Origin of the sequence: Bradyrhizobium sp. ISRA436 (assembly GCF_029910015.1) — a bacterium.
Lineage (GTDB): Bacteria > Pseudomonadota > Alphaproteobacteria > Rhizobiales > Xanthobacteraceae > Bradyrhizobium.
The window spans coordinates 4,709,694-4,723,915 of the sequence record NZ_CP094519.1; the positions used below are offsets into that span (position 1 = coordinate 4,709,694).

The following is a 14,222-nucleotide window of genomic DNA, read 5'->3' on the forward strand; positions in this document are numbered from 1 at the left end:
CTGCCCCCATGGCAGTGATGAAGTCAGACGTCGTGGTCGGCAGCGAGGAATATCGCCGCAACCGGCAAGCCTACGAGGCGCGGATCGAAGATCTGCACCGACGCCGCGCCGAAGCCGCGCTCGGCGGCCCGGAGCGCGCACGGCGCCTGCACAAGGAGCGCAATCAGCTGCTGCCGCGCGAGCGGATCGCCGCGCTGATCGATCCGGGATCGCCGTTCCTGGAATTCTGCCAGCTTGCAGGCGCAGGCATGTACGACGGCGTGCCGCCCGGCGGCAGCATCATCACCGGCGTCGGCGTCATCAAGGGGCGCCCCTGCATGGTCATCGCCAACGAGCCGACGGTGAAGGGCGGCACCTATTACGGCATCACCTGCAAGAAGCACGTGCGGGCCCAGCGCTTTGCCTGGCAGCATCGCCTGCCCTGCATCACCATGGTGCAATCGGGCGGCGCCAACCTTCCCGACCAACCCAACATCTTCCCCGACGAGGGTCAGTTCGGCTCGATCTTCTACAACCAGATCCGAATGTCCGGCGAAGGCATCCCGCAGATCGCGATCGTCCACGGTCCTTCGACGGCAGGCGGCGCCTACATGCCTGCACTGTGCGACGAAACGGTGATCGTGCGCAATCAAGGCGCGATGTTCCTCGGCGGGCCGCAGCTGGTCTACGCCGCGACGCGCGAAGAGGTCGGCATCGAGGAGCTCGGCGGCGGCGAGATGCACAGCCGCATCAGCGGCGTCACCGATCACCTGGCCGAGAATGACGGCCACGCCATCGCGATCACCCGCGACATCGTCGCCAATCTGGGCGATATCCCCGCGCAGCGCTGGACGGTCGCTCCGGTGCGCGAGCCGGCGCTCGACCCGAACGAGATCTACGGCCTGATCAGCTCCGATCCCCGCATCCCGACCAACAATCGCGATGTCCTCGCGCGCCTGGTCGACGGCAGCGAATTCCACGAGTTCAAGCCGCTCTACGGCGACACCTTGATCACAGGCTTCGCCAAGATCATGGGCTTCGAGGTCGGCATCCTCTGCAACAACGGCGTGCTGTTCTCGGAGAGCGCACTGAAGGCGACCCACTTCATCGATCTCTGCTGCAAGCGCAACATTCCGCTGCTGTTCATCGCCGATGTCACCGGCTTCATGGTCGGACGCGAAGCGGAAGAAGGCGGTATCTCCAAGGACGGCGCCAAGATGATCGCGGCGATGGCGAGCGCCAACGTGCCGAAATATACACTGATCATCGGCAATGCCTATGGTGCCGGATATCTCGCGATGTGCGGGAGGGCCTTCAAGCCCAATGCGATGATGATGTGGCCGAACGGCCGCTCGGCGATCATGGGGCCGGATCAGGCGGCCACCACGCTCGCGATGGTCCGCGACGAGGTCCACAAGCGCGAAGGCACCAGCTGGACCGATGCCGAGCGCGAAGCCTACATGGCGCCGACCCGCAAGACCTTCGAGGAATTCGCCAACGCCTACAATTTCGCGCGGAACACCTGGTGCGACATGGTGATCGACCCGCTGGAAACGCGCCAGGTGATGGGCCTGCTGCTCGACCTCGCCGGCCGCTTGCCGGCCCAGCCGACGAATTTCGGCGTGCTCCGGATGTGACCGATGGAGGACTGCTGTCGTGTTTAAGAAGATCCTGATCGCCAATCGCGGCGAGATCGCTTGCCGGATCGCCCGCACCTGCCGGCAGCTCGGCATCGCCGTCGCCGGTGTCCATTCCTCGGCGGATGCCGGCTCCCTCGCGGTCAAGCTGATCGGCGAATCCATCGAGATCGGGGGCGCCCCGGCGGCCGAAAGCTACCTCAACATTGACGCCGTTATCGCGGCCGCCAAAGCCGCCGGCGCCGAGGCCATTCACCCCGGCTTTGGGTTCCTCGCGGAAGACGCCGCCTTTGCCCGCGCGGTGGAAGCTGCCGGCCTCGTCTTCATCGGTCCCACGCCGGAGACGATCGAACGGCTCGGTGACAAGGCCTGCGCCAAGGCAGAAGCCGCGGCCGCAGATGTGCCGACAGTCCCTGGCAACACAACGCCGAGCGAAGATGCCGGCGAGATTGCGCGGACCGTCAGCGAGCTCGGCCTGCCCGTCATGCTCAAGGCCGCGGCAGGCGGCGGCGGCAAGGGCATGCGCTCGATCGCGACGCTGGACCGCCTCGGCGACGAGATCGAATCCGCCATGCGCGAAGCCAGGAATGCGTTCGGCGGCGCCGGCCTCATCGTCGAGAAGCTGATCGAGCGCGGCCGCCACATCGAGGTGCAGATCGCCGGTGACGGCAAGGGCAATGTGATCCATCTGTTCGAGCGCGAATGCTCGCTGCAGCGGCGGCATCAGAAGCTGATCGAGGAAGCTCCAGCCGCCAACCTGCCCGAACCGCTGCACAAGCGGATCCTTGCCGACGCGGTCCGGTTGGGCCAGCGCCTGAAGTACCGCGGCGTCGGTACGGTGGAATTCATCGTCAGCGGCGACAGCTACTACTTCCTCGAGGTCAATCCGCGGCTTCAGGTGGAGCATCCCGTCACCGAGATGGTAACTGGCCTCGACATCGTCGAGCTCATGCTCCGGATAGCGGCTGCTGAAGGACTGCCGTTTTCGCAAGACCAGGTCCACCTTCGCGGGCATGCCGTCGAAGCCCGCCTCTGCGCCGAAGATCCAGACCGCAGCTTCATGCCGTCGACCGGCGAGCTTGCTCATGTGCAGTTCCCCAACGGCAACATTCGCGTCGAGACTGGAATCGAGACCGGCTCCGTGGTCTCGCCGCACTATGATTCCATGCTGGCCAAGCTGATTGCCCATGCAGACACGCGCGATGCAGCGCTTGACCGGCTGGCAATCGCCCTGGAGGAAACCTCGATCCTGGGCCTGACGACAAACCAGGATTTCCTCCAGCGCCTGATCGCGCTACCCGCGACGCGGAACGCCACGTTCCACACCCGCCTGATCGATGACGATATCGACGCTCTCACCACCACGAACCGGACGCCGGACGTCGAGGCGTTGGCGATGGCGGCCTGTTTCTGGCTGCTGCAGCGCCGCCCCGCCGCGTCGACCAATCCCTGGCAGACGCGGCAGCTCACCGGATGGCAGATGACATCGGGCGACGGACTGTCCCCCATCCCGATCCTGCACCTGGAGAGCGGCGACGCCAGCGCGGAGATCCGTTTTGCGCCTCTGGCCACCGACGGTTCGATGCTGGTCGGCGTCGATGACGCGCGCATCCGCGTCAGGCTGACCAGCCTCGGAGACCACATGTTCGCCGCGGTGACCGGGTCGCAACAGCGAACCGTTCGTATCCAGCAGCAAGGACAAACAATCTTCGTTCAGGATCGACAGAAGCGTCACACGCTGACGGCGATGCCCTATCTCGGCTACATCAGCGCGGCGACCGAGGTGAGCGGCGAGTTGCGGGCGCCGATGACGGGTGTCGTGTTGAAGGCCAACGCCGCGGTCGGTGATCGCGTCAAGGCAGGCGATACCGTCGTCGTGATGGAATCCATGAAGATGGAATTGCGCCTCACCAGCAAGATCGACGGCATCGTAACCGCGGTCCATTTCCGTGCCGGCGACACCGTCGAGCGCAATGCGGTGGTTGCCATTGTGGATGGCGAACAGGTTGCGCCAGCGTCAAGCCATTCCGCCGCAGGCGCGTCATAATACCTGGCTCGCCGCGCCATGACGCGAAGTCGGCCCAATTGAATCAGGTCGCGGCGATCGCCCGCCCCGATGCGCGGTCGAACAGATGGGCGCGTTGGAGATCGAGGCTGACGTCGAACGGCCGGTCCGGCTCCGCCGCGACGCCAACCTGCATCTGCGCCGTGAAAGGAAAGTCGCCGACACTACCGATCACCAACGTATGCGGGCCGAGCGGCTCCACGTCCTTCACGATCATGCGGATGGACGTCTCGGCCGGCGCGCCCTGGTGCAGGACATGATCGGGCCGCACGCCCAGCACCACGGGCTTACCGACGCTGCTGGCATAGGCCGCCTCGCGGGACTTCGGCAGCCTCAACGCCGTGCCGGATGGCTCGGTGAAAAACAGTCCGCCATCGCGGGCAGCTATCGCACCATGGATGAAGTTCATGCTGGGTGCGCCGATGAAGCCCGCGACAAACAGGTTGCTCGGCCTCTCATAGATCGTGATCGGATCGGCCGCCTGCTCGATCCGGCCTCGATTCATCACCACCACGCGGTCGGCCATCGTTATGGCCTCGACCTGATCGTGCGTCACGTAGACGATCGTCTTGGCGAGCCGGCGGTGCAGCGCCTTGATCTCGGTGCGCATCTCGATCCGCAGCTTGGCGTCGAGATTGGACAGCGGCTCGTCGAACAGGAAGACATCGGGGCTGCGCACGATGGCGCGGCCGATCGCCACGCGCTGACGCTGACCGCCCGACAGCTGCTTGGGGCGGCGATCGAGATATTGCTCGAGGTCTAGGATCCGCGCGACATTCTTGACCGATTTCTCGATACTGGCGCGCGACTCGCCGCGCACCTTCATGCCATAGCCGATGTTCTCGCCGACCGTCATATGCGGATAGAGCGCGTAGTTCTGGAACACCATCGCGCAATTGCGCAGGCCCGGGCGCAGTTGCGTCACATCGCGATTGCCGATCCGGATCGTGCCGCCGGTGACGGTCTCGAGCCCCGCGATCATCCGCAACGTCGTCGTCTTGCCGCAGCCGGACGGGCCGACAAGCACGACGAACTCCTCGTCGGCGACGTTGAGATCTAGCCCTTCGATGATCTTGTAGGGCCCGTATGACTTGCTGACGTTCTCGATCTCGACGTGCGCCATGGAGTCCTTTCTGTCTCTCGCAGGTAGAGGTCCCGGATGACGGCAGGCGTCTCCCGGGACCTCATGAGCATGCTAGTTCTTGGGCGGCAGGCCCATCGCCGCGCGGTAGGCGGCGAGCTGTTTGGCACGGCCGAACTCGTCGGTCAGACGATTCCATTCCTTCGCCATCGCGTCGAGAGCCGCCTGCGGCGTGGTCTGGCCGGCGAGCGCCTTGCCGAGCTCGATCTCCACCACCTCGGTGTAGGAGAAATAGCCGGGCAACCGCATGTCGAGCGCGACGTTCTTGGCGTTGATCGAGTCCGACTGCGCGCCGAGATATTCCTTGGCCTCTTCAGGCGTGAAGATCTTGCTCCAGAGCTTCAGATTGGCGGTGTGCGACTTGCGGTAGGGATTGACGCCGCTGCCGCCGGTGATCGCCGCCTGGCCGGACACTTCCGGGCTGGTCAGCGTCTTGACGAAGTCCCACGCCGCCTGCTGGTTCTTGCCGGCCTTCGGCACGGCAATCTGCCAGCCGCCGAACGCCATGAACGGCCCCGGCAGGACGGACGGGAACTTGTCCCACTTCTTGGTCTTGGCGTTCCAGATCTCGTCCGAACCGGGCAGCATCGCCGAGCCGACCTTGCCTGAAATCTTCGACTGCTTTGGATCGGCGGCGATGACACCCGTGTCGCCCCACCCGATCGACTCCGCGACCTGACCGCCGGCCACGGCCGCGTTAACTTCGCCGAACGAGAAGTTCAGCGCGTTGGGCGGTCCCAGCTTCGAGGCGCGGATATATTCCTCCAGCCCCTTCACCCAGCCCGGATTGTTGATCTGGGCGTCCATCGTCTCGGGATCGAAGAACATCGCGCCCGGATAGTTCGGGTTGTTAGTGTAGGCCGCCGCGTGGCTGAAGAAGAACCAGAACTGCTGGCCGCCGCGACGGAACGCTTCCGCCGTTCCCCACAGCCCCTTGTCGGGGCGCTGGAAGAACTCGGCGATGTCGAGATACTGCTTCCAGGTCTTCGGTGGCGCCAGGTCGTAGCCGTATTTGGCCTTGAAGGCGTCCTTCTCCTTGGGATCGTTGAACAGGTCGGTGCGGTAGGTGTAAGTGTGCACGTCGCCGTCCATCGACTGCGAATAGATCCTGCCTTCCCACACCATCAGGCGTTCGCGATAGGCCGGCTCGATGTCGTCCCAATCCTTGCCGGACTGCATCTCCTTCGGCATCTCGCTGAGATAGGGAACGAAGTCCGGCAACCAGGCCGGCGCAAAGCTGACGAGATCGAAGGTCGCATCCGACGACGTGAGTGCGGTCGCGATCTTCGGATACAGCTCCGACCACGGAAACTCGACGACATTGACCTTGCCGCAGGTCTTCTTCGTCCATTCGTCGGCGCCGAGCTTGAGCGCGGACGCGATATAGGGCCCGGTCTGCGACGCCACCGTCAGGGTGACGCCGGAATAATCCGGACTACAGGCGGCGTTCGCCTGGGCCGTGATACAGGCCGTGGCGAGCGAAGTGGCAAGCATCAGAAACGTTCGTCGCAACATGGTTTACTCCTCCCTACCTAAGTTTTCTTACTTGATGGCTCCGAGCAGCAGGCCCGACCGCATCATGCGGCTCAGCAGGCCCGCCATGATCATCATCGGAATGATGGCGACCAGCGCCGCGGCGGAAATCGCCCACCACTCATCGCCGCGCTGGCTGTTCTGTCCCGCCACGAGGATGGGAAGCGTCTGCCACCTGGAATTGGTGAGAAACAGCGCAAACAGGAACTCATTCCAGACAAAGGCCAGCGTGATCATGAAGGTCGCCAGCAGCCCGTTCATCGACATCGGCACCACGATGCCGAAGAAGATGCGCCAGCTCGGCACGTTGTCGACCATCGCGGCTTCCTCGACCTCGATCGGCACCGCCTCGAAGAAGTCCCGCATCAGCCAGACGACGATCGGCAGCGAGAACGCGACGTAGCACAGCGTCAGGCCGACATAGCTGTCGATGAGCTGGAAGCCGAGCCGGCCGATTTCGCTGTAGAGCAGATACAGCGCAAATGCCGCGACGATCGGCGGGAACATGCGCTGGCTAACGAACCAGAACAGGATGTCCTCATTGCCGAGAATCGGTCCCGGCAAGGGAAGCCGGTTGGCAACAATCGCAACGACCAACGCGATCGGGAACGCCAGCAGCAGCGCCTGCGGCCGCGTGAATCCAAGCGTGTTGTTGAAGACGAGATAGGCGCCGAGCGCGAGCGCGAGGAAGGCAAGGCCCGCGCCGAGGCGGACCTTGAATTCGAACCGCACCAGCGCATAGGCCGCCATCGCACCGATCGTGGTCGCGATCGCCGCAGCCGACAAGCCGACGATGGTCGAGTTCAGGAACGTCCGGAAGAACTCGCCGCGGATCCCCTGATAAAGATCGATGAAAGCCTGCAAGGTCGGCGTGAAGTCGACGAACGGCAGATAGGTCGGGCCGCCGACCACGCCCGGCGGCGTCTTGAACGCCGTCACGACCACCCAATAGAGCGGAAACACCGTGATCAGGCACCAGACGAGGACGCCGACGGCCACCAGGCGGCGGCTCCAGGGCGAAAGTCCGGTCAGGTCACGCCCGCTCATCGGCGCTTTTCCAGATGCGGCCGCAGCAGCGCCAGATAGGTGACGCCGATGATCGTGATCGCGATCAGAAACAGGAAGCTCAGCGCCGACGTGTAGCCGAGATTGAACTTCTTGAAGCCTTCCTGATAGGCGAACAAGGTCAGCGTCTCGGTCTCCACGCCCGGCCCGCCGCCCGTCATCACGAAGACAGTGTCCATGATCTTGTAGCTCTCGATCAGCCGGATGAAGACGACGGCGGCCGAGATCGGCAGCATCATCGGAAAGGTGATGCCCCAGAACTGCTGCCAAGCGCTGGCGTTCTCGAGCTCGGCCGCCTCGTAGACGTCTTCCGGCAGCGTCTGCAGGCCGGCCAGCATCATCAGGATCACGAACGGCGTCCACTGCCAGACCTCGACCGCGATGATGCAGGCGAGCGCCCAGTGTCCATTGGTGAGAAACGGCAGGTTGACCAGGCCGAACTGGCCCAGGAATTGGTTAAGCGGTCCCATGGTCGGGTTGAAGATCATGCGCGCCACCAGCGCCACGGCGACCGGCGCGAGCAGCATGGGCAACAGCAGGGCGACACGAAACAACCGCTCACCCGGCACGCGTGCATTGAGTGCCAGCGCCACGCCGAAGCCGATCGCGTATTGCAGCCCGACGGCGATGAACGCGATCAACGTCGTGGTGAAGATCGCATTCCAGAACCGCGGCTCCTGCAGCAGCGACGCATAATTTCCGAGCCAGACCACCCGAGGCGGGATCGGCGGAATCAGCCGATAGCTGAGGAAGCTCGTCGTGAGCGAATAGATCAGCGGAAAGATCGAAATCGCCAGCACGACGAGCACGGCCGGCCAGATGAAGACATGCTTGATCGGATCATTCCGCATCATGGAGAGGATCGCTCTCTCAGCAATGCATCGATCTCAGCGCGCCGCGGCATGGAGGGCGCCGTCCCGGCTCGCGTCACGGAAATGCCGGCCGTCGCTGAGCCAAAGCGCGCAGCTTCGAGCGGATCAGCACCATCCGCGAGCGCCGCCGCGAAGCCGCCGACGAATGCGTCGCCCGCACCGGTGGTTTCGATCACCTTGCCGGCGGCAAAGGCCGGCACGTGCAGCGAGCGATCGCGCCCATGGAACAACGCGCCGCGCTCGCCGAGCGTGACCAGCGCCGTCCCCGCCCCCTTGGCCAGCAACGCGTCGCCCGCGCGGCGGGCACCGGCAAGATCGCCGACGGCGATCCCGGTCAACGCCTCGGCCTCGGTCTCATTGGGCACGACATAGTCGCAAAGCGCGAACAGGCTGGCGTCGAGCTTGATCGCCGGCGCGGGGTTGAACACCGTGATGCTGCCCGCGGCACGCGCGAGCTCCAGCCCGCGCCGCGCCGCATCCACCGGCTGTTCGAGCTGGGTCACGAACACCCGGCTGTCGCGAATGGCATCGGCCGCCGCGTCGACATCGGCCGGGCTGAGACCGCCGGCCGCCCCCGGCACCACGATGATCGCGTTGTCGCCGCGTGTCTCGTGGACGTAGATGAACGCCGCGCCGGTCGGCGCGTCCGCGGTCTTGGCGACACGCGGCCGGATGCCCTCGGCCTCCCAGGTCTTGATCGCGAGTTCGCCGAAGGCGTCGCTGCCGATCCGGGAGATGAAGGTCACGCCGGCCCCCGCGCGCGCGGCCGCCACGGCCTGGTTGGATCCCTTTCCGCCGGGCCCCATCGCGAATCCCGATCCGGCAATGGTCTCGCCAATCGCCGGCATGTTGCCGGCGCGGAAGGCGAGATCGACGACGAAGACGCCGAGGATGGCGACGCCGTTCCTGCTCATGGTGATTACTCTCCGTCCGGCCCGATGACGCCCTTGCTGAACAGGAAGCAGCCGTAGAAGCGGCGCTCGCCCGTTGCGATCACGCAGTAAGCCGTCTTGGCCTTTTCATAGAAGGCATGACGCTCGACGCCGACGAGCGGCCAGGACCGCCCCTCTGCGTGGTCGATCGCCGCCTGCACCTCGCGCTGCACTGGCGGCACCTCCTGCGGCTGCCCTACGATCTCCATCCGGATCGCGGCATCGTCGACGAAAGTGTCGAGCGGCAGCACCGAGAGAATGGCCTCGACCGCCTTCGCGGCACTCACATTGTCGATACGCAGCAGCCGGCCGAGAACCGTCTGGCGCGCGATGGAGTCGGCGGGAAAATTGGTGTCGCAGACCACCAGGCGATCCCCGTGGCCCATGGCGCGCAGCGCATAGAGCACGTCGGCGTTCAGCAATGGATTGATGCTCTTGAGCATATTGCCTCCTCCCTTCCTTGAAATCGTCCGAACTCTGACGGTCCGGATCTTGGTTCGCCTCACGGCAAGGCAGTGTCTCTAGTCTCCATAGGGAATCCAGATGTTCTTCACCTGCACGGCGTGACGAAGCAGGATCGGACCTTCGGATGCGGCCTTGTCATACCAGTCGAGCATCAGGCCGTGGTCGACGAACGTGCGCTTGAGATTGCCGACCGACAGCCGTTCCGCCGCAGCCGAGGCTTCTAGCGAACCGAACACCCAGAGTGCATCGACATCGTCGTGCTCGGCCAGCACCTTCACGAGCTCGTCCCGGCTGCCGGTGACGATATTGACGACACCCGCCGGCACATCCGATGTCTCCAGCACCTGGTAGAAATCGGTCGCGGCGAGCGGATGCCGCTCGCTCGGCACGGCGACGACACGGTTGCCCAGCGCAATCAAGGGCGCCACCAGACTGATGAAGCCGAGCAGCGGCGCCTCGTCGGGACAGGCGACACCGACCACGCCGATCGGCTCGTGCATTGCGAGCGCAACGCCGCGGAGCGGCGGTGCATGGATCGTTCCCTCGAATTTGTCGGCCCAGGCCCCATAGCTGAACAGCCGCTCGATACTGGCATCGACCTCCGCGCGCGCCTTGGCGCCCGATACACCGGTCATGTCGGCGATGCGCCGGGCCAATTCGTCGCCTCGCGCGGAGAGATTCTCGGCAAGGTAGTAGAGAATCTGGGCGCGATTATGCGCGGTCGCCCTCGCCCACGCCTCGGCCGCACGCGCTGCGGCCACCGCATTCCGGATGTCCTTGCGGTTGCCTTCGCCCACTTCACCCAGATGCCGCCCCTTCGGCGACAGCACGGCGCGCGAGTAATTCCCGTCGGGCCGCACCTGCTTGCCGCCGACGAACAGCTTCGCGGTCCGATCGATCGGCGGCACGCCAAATCCGGGACTCGCTCCAGTCGGAGCCGGCTGCGGCGACGCCTTGGCACGCGCCTTCCGCCCGCTCCAGGCCTTGGGCTTGAGATATTCATACATGCCTTCGCGGCCGCCCTCGCGGCCGAAGCCGGACTCGCGATAGCCGCCAAAGCCCACGCTGGCGTCGAACAGATTGGTCGCGTTGACCCAGACCACGCCGGCGAGCAGTTTCGGCGCGATATCCAGCGCCAGCCCGATCGTCTCGCTCCAGACGCTGGCGGCAAGCCCGTAGCGCGTGTTGTTGGCGAGCATCACAGCCTCATCGGGCGTGCGGAACGTCATCGCTACCAGCACCGGCCCGAAGATCTCCTCGACCGCCACGGTCGAGGACGGCTGCACGTTCCAGAGCAGCGTCGGCGGATAGAAGCATCCTTCGGCGGGAATCGCGCCAGGCGCCTGATATTTCTCGGCGCCCTCCTTTACCCCGGTCTCGACCAGCGACTTGATCCGCTCGAGTTGCACGGGGGCAACCACTGCCCCCATGTCGATCGCCTTGTCGAGCGGCATGCCGACACGCAGCGTTTCCATGCGGCGGATGAGGCGCCTGCGAAACGTCTCGGCAATCCCCTCCTGCAGCAGCAGGCGCGAACCGGCGCAGCAGACCTGGCCCTGGTTGAACCAGATGGCATCGACCACGCCTTCCACGGCGCCGTCGATGTCGGCATCATCGAACACGATGAAGGGCGACTTGCCGCCCAGCTCGAGGGTCAGCGACTTGCCACTCCCCGCGGTCGATTGCCGGATCAGCCGCCCGACCTCGGTCGATCCGGTGAACGCGATCTTATCGACATCAGGGTTTTCGACGAGCAATGCGCCGGTCGCGCCATCGCCCGTCACCACATTCAGCACGCCCAGCGGCAGACCCGCTTCTGCCGCAAGCTCCGCGAACAGCAAGGCGGTCAGCGAGGTGAACTCCGCGGGCTTCAGCACCACCGTATTGCCCGCGGCGAGCGCGGGCGCGATCTTCCATGCCAACATCAGCAGCGGGAAATTCCACGGGATGATCTGCCCGATCACGCCGACCGGCACCTGATCGGCGAACTCACGCTCCTGCAGTTGCGCCCAGCCGGCGTGGTACAGGAAATGGCGCGCGGCCAGCGGGATGTCGAGATCGCGGGTCTCGCGGATCGGCTTGCCGTTGTCGATCGCCTCCAGCACGGCAAACAGGCGGGCATGACGCTGCAGCATCCGCGCCAACGCGTAGAGATGGCGCGTGCGGCCGTGACCACCAAGCTTGGCCCAAAGCGGCTGCGCGGTGCGCGCGGCACGCACCGCGGCCTCAACGTCGGCGGCGGAGCCTTCCGCGATTTTGGCCAGTGTCTTGCCGGTGGCAGGCTCGATCGTCGAGAGGTGCTTGCCGGTATGCGGCGCGACGAACTTGCCGTCGATGAAGTGCCCGAACACGGCGCCGTGCTGCTTCAGCCAGGCGCGCGCCTCGCCGTCGGCCTCGGGAGCGGGACCGTACTCCATGGTCTCGTAGTAATGTGCGACGCTCATCGCCAGAGTCTCATCCCACAGGGTGGCGGTTGAAGGCCGAGTAGCGGCCGGTGACGTGATGCTCGAGCTGGCGTTCGATATCGGCGAGCAGGCTCGACGCACCGATCCGGAACAGGTCCGGCTCGAGCCATTCGCGGCCGAGCTCCTCCTTCATCAGGAACTGATAGTTGAGCACGTCCTTTGCCGTCGAGATTCCGCCGGCGGGCTTGAAGCCGATCTTGTAGCGGGTGCGCTCCTGATACACGCGGATCATCCGCAGCATCGCGAGCGTGACGGGCAGCGTCGCATTGACGCCCTCCTTGCCGGTCGACGTCTTGATGAAGTCGGCGCCGGCCATCATGCAGACCATCGATGCCTTGGCGACATTGCGCAACGTCTTGAGATCGCCGGTGGCCAGAATGGTCTTCAGATGCGCATCGCCGCAGGCGGCGCGAAAATCCTTCACCTCGGCGTAGAGCGCGCGCCAGTCGCCGGTCAGCACATGCTCGCGGGTGATCACGATGTCGATCTCCTGCGCGCCGTCCCGGACCGAGGCCTCGATCTCCTTGAGCTTCACGTCGTGCGGCACGAGGCCCGCCGGAAATCCGGTCGAGACCGCGGCGACCGGAATGTCGGATCCGTCAAGCGCTTCGACTGCGGTCGCAACGAAACGGTGATAGACGCAGACCGCGCCGGTGTGCAGCTCACGCCCGGCAAAGCCGAGTGCCTCGAGAATGTCGCTTCGCACCGGGGCCTTGGCCTTGGCGCAGAGGCGCTTCACCCGTTCGGCGGTATCGTCGCCGTTGAGGGTCGTCAGGTCGATGCAGGTGATCGCCTTCAAAAGCCACCCGGCCTGCGCATCCTTCTTGACGGTGCGCCGGCCCGGAAGGCTCGCCACGCGTCGCTCGGCGGCGGACAGATTGATCCTGATCTCGTCGACCCAAGCCAGCTCGAGCGCGCGGCCGCTATTGCGCGAAAGCGGAATTGCGTGCGGCTCACCTCGAACGTGAGGCGGCGTCGGCACCGCGGACGGATTCTGCATGAAGACGCTCTGCGTCATCGAAACACCGGCCGTCCTAGCGAATCGACTGAAACGCCAGATAGATTGAATGTCCCAATTGCAACATGGGATCCTCCCAGATCCTGTCCGATGGAGCTCATCGCCTGCCCGACGCACGACCTCGCCAGACACTGGATGGCTCCTCTAGGCTCGATGTTATTATTGTAACATACTGCCGTTGATAAATTCACAACATTGTAAGATCATTGTCAACGGGATAAGCAGGCTCGGTGACCAAAATGGCTGAAACACCGACACGACCAAGCGAGACGCGCGTCCAGCGCCTGCAACGGCTGCGCCGCGCCGTCGAGAGCAGCGGCGCGCTGCACCTGAAGGACGCCGCCGAACTGCTCAAGGTGTCCGAAATGACGGTGCGACGTGACCTGGCCGGTCCAGAGGCAGCGCTTGCGCTGCTCGGCGGTTACGTCGTCAACGCGGCGTCGCCGACCGGGATCAAGTACACGTTCGAGCAGGAGATCGATCAGCACACCCAGGACAAGCGTCTCGCCTGCCGATCTGCCGCCGCCTCGATCAAGGAAGGCGACACGATCTTCATCGACTGTGGCACCACGATGCAGTCGCTGGCGGACTGCCTGCCGGAAGATCTGCCGCTCTCGGTGATCTGCTATTCGATGAACGTGGCGACCATCGTCACGCGACGGCCCGCCACGCAGGTGATGCTGATGGGCGGGCTCTACCATCCCTCATCGCAGTCCTTCTCATCCGACGATGGCCTGTCGTACCTGCGGCGGCTCGGCATCAACAAGGCCTTCATCTCCGCCGGCGGCGTGCACTGGACCCGCGGCGCCAGCTGCTCGAACTTTCACGAAGTTGCAATCAAGCAGGCCGCCATTGCCACCGCGATGGAAAGCATCCTGGTGGTCGATGCGAGCAAGCTCGGCAGCCTCAAGCCGGCGTTCTTCTCCGCCGTCGAGGCGTTCTCGCGGATCATCGTCGGCGGCGCGGCATCATCAGAGATGCGCAAGCACTTTCGCAGCCTTCCCGTCGAGTATGTGTCCAACGCAACCTGACCCGGCCGTGGCTATCGGA

Annotated in this window: 11 protein-coding genes; 3 read left to right on the forward strand and 8 right to left on the reverse strand. The window is 64.8% G+C overall.

What is annotated here, in order from left to right; translation table 11 throughout:
• The first annotated feature begins 8 nt into the window (after positions 1–8).
• Both MTX23_RS22300 and MTX23_RS22305 read left to right on the forward strand, forming a co-directional pair.
• On the forward strand, positions 9–1,616 hold the full coding sequence (locus MTX23_RS22300) for a carboxyl transferase domain-containing protein (RefSeq protein ID WP_280972339.1): 1,608 nt from the start codon (positions 9–11) through the stop codon (positions 1,614–1,616).
• Between the two features lie 19 nt (positions 1,617–1,635).
• Positions 1,636–3,663: a biotin carboxylase N-terminal domain-containing protein gene (locus tag MTX23_RS22305; protein WP_280972340.1), complete on the forward strand. Its 2,028-nt coding sequence runs from the start codon at positions 1,636–1,638 to the stop codon at positions 3,661–3,663.
• A gap of 43 nt (positions 3,664–3,706) precedes the next feature.
• Here MTX23_RS22305 and ugpC read toward each other — a convergent pair whose 3' ends face one another.
• From ugpC to deoC, 8 genes are all read right to left on the reverse strand, one after another.
• Positions 3,707–4,804, reverse strand: a complete 1,098-nt coding sequence (ugpC, locus tag MTX23_RS22310) for a sn-glycerol-3-phosphate ABC transporter ATP-binding protein UgpC (protein WP_280972341.1) — start codon at positions 4,802–4,804, stop codon at positions 3,707–3,709.
• A 72-nt stretch (positions 4,805–4,876) separates the two neighbouring features.
• The gene (locus MTX23_RS22315) at positions 4,877–6,316 is read right to left on the reverse strand and encodes an extracellular solute-binding protein (protein ID WP_348637573.1); all 1,440 of its coding nucleotides are present in this window, start codon (positions 6,314–6,316) and stop codon (positions 4,877–4,879) included.
• Positions 6,317–6,364: 48 nt separating this feature from the next.
• Complete coding sequence (locus tag MTX23_RS22320) at positions 6,365–7,402, reverse strand: carbohydrate ABC transporter permease (protein WP_280972343.1); 1,038 nt, start codon at positions 7,400–7,402, stop codon at positions 6,365–6,367.
• Positions 7,399–8,274 carry a sugar ABC transporter permease gene (locus MTX23_RS22325; RefSeq protein WP_280972344.1) on the reverse strand — a complete coding sequence of 292 codons (876 nt, stop codon included), beginning with the start codon at positions 8,272–8,274 and terminating at the stop codon, positions 7,399–7,401. The genes MTX23_RS22320 and MTX23_RS22325 overlap by 4 nt, the downstream gene beginning before the upstream one ends.
• Positions 8,271–9,206 (reverse strand): ribokinase, encoded by a 936-nt coding sequence (rbsK, locus tag MTX23_RS22330; RefSeq protein ID WP_280972345.1) that lies wholly within the window; start codon positions 9,204–9,206, stop codon positions 8,271–8,273. Before rbsK ends, MTX23_RS22325 begins: the two co-directional genes overlap by 4 nt.
• 5 nt (positions 9,207–9,211) lie before the next feature.
• Positions 9,212–9,667, reverse strand: a complete 456-nt coding sequence (locus MTX23_RS22335; RefSeq protein ID WP_280972346.1) for an RbsD/FucU family protein — start codon at positions 9,665–9,667, stop codon at positions 9,212–9,214.
• 78 nt (positions 9,668–9,745) lie between these two features.
• Entirely contained in the window at positions 9,746–12,133 is a 2,388-nt protein-coding gene (locus MTX23_RS22340) for an aldehyde dehydrogenase family protein (protein WP_280972347.1), read from the reverse strand.
• Between the two features lie 10 nt (positions 12,134–12,143).
• Positions 12,144–13,154, reverse strand: a complete 1,011-nt coding sequence (gene deoC / locus MTX23_RS22345) for a deoxyribose-phosphate aldolase (protein WP_280972348.1) — start codon at positions 13,152–13,154, stop codon at positions 12,144–12,146.
• Between the two features lie 257 nt (positions 13,155–13,411).
• On the opposite strand from deoC, the gene MTX23_RS22350 reads away from it, so the two are divergent.
• Complete coding sequence (locus MTX23_RS22350) at positions 13,412–14,203, forward strand: DeoR/GlpR family DNA-binding transcription regulator (RefSeq protein ID WP_280972349.1); 792 nt, start codon at positions 13,412–13,414, stop codon at positions 14,201–14,203.
• Positions 14,204–14,222 lie beyond the last annotated feature (19 nt).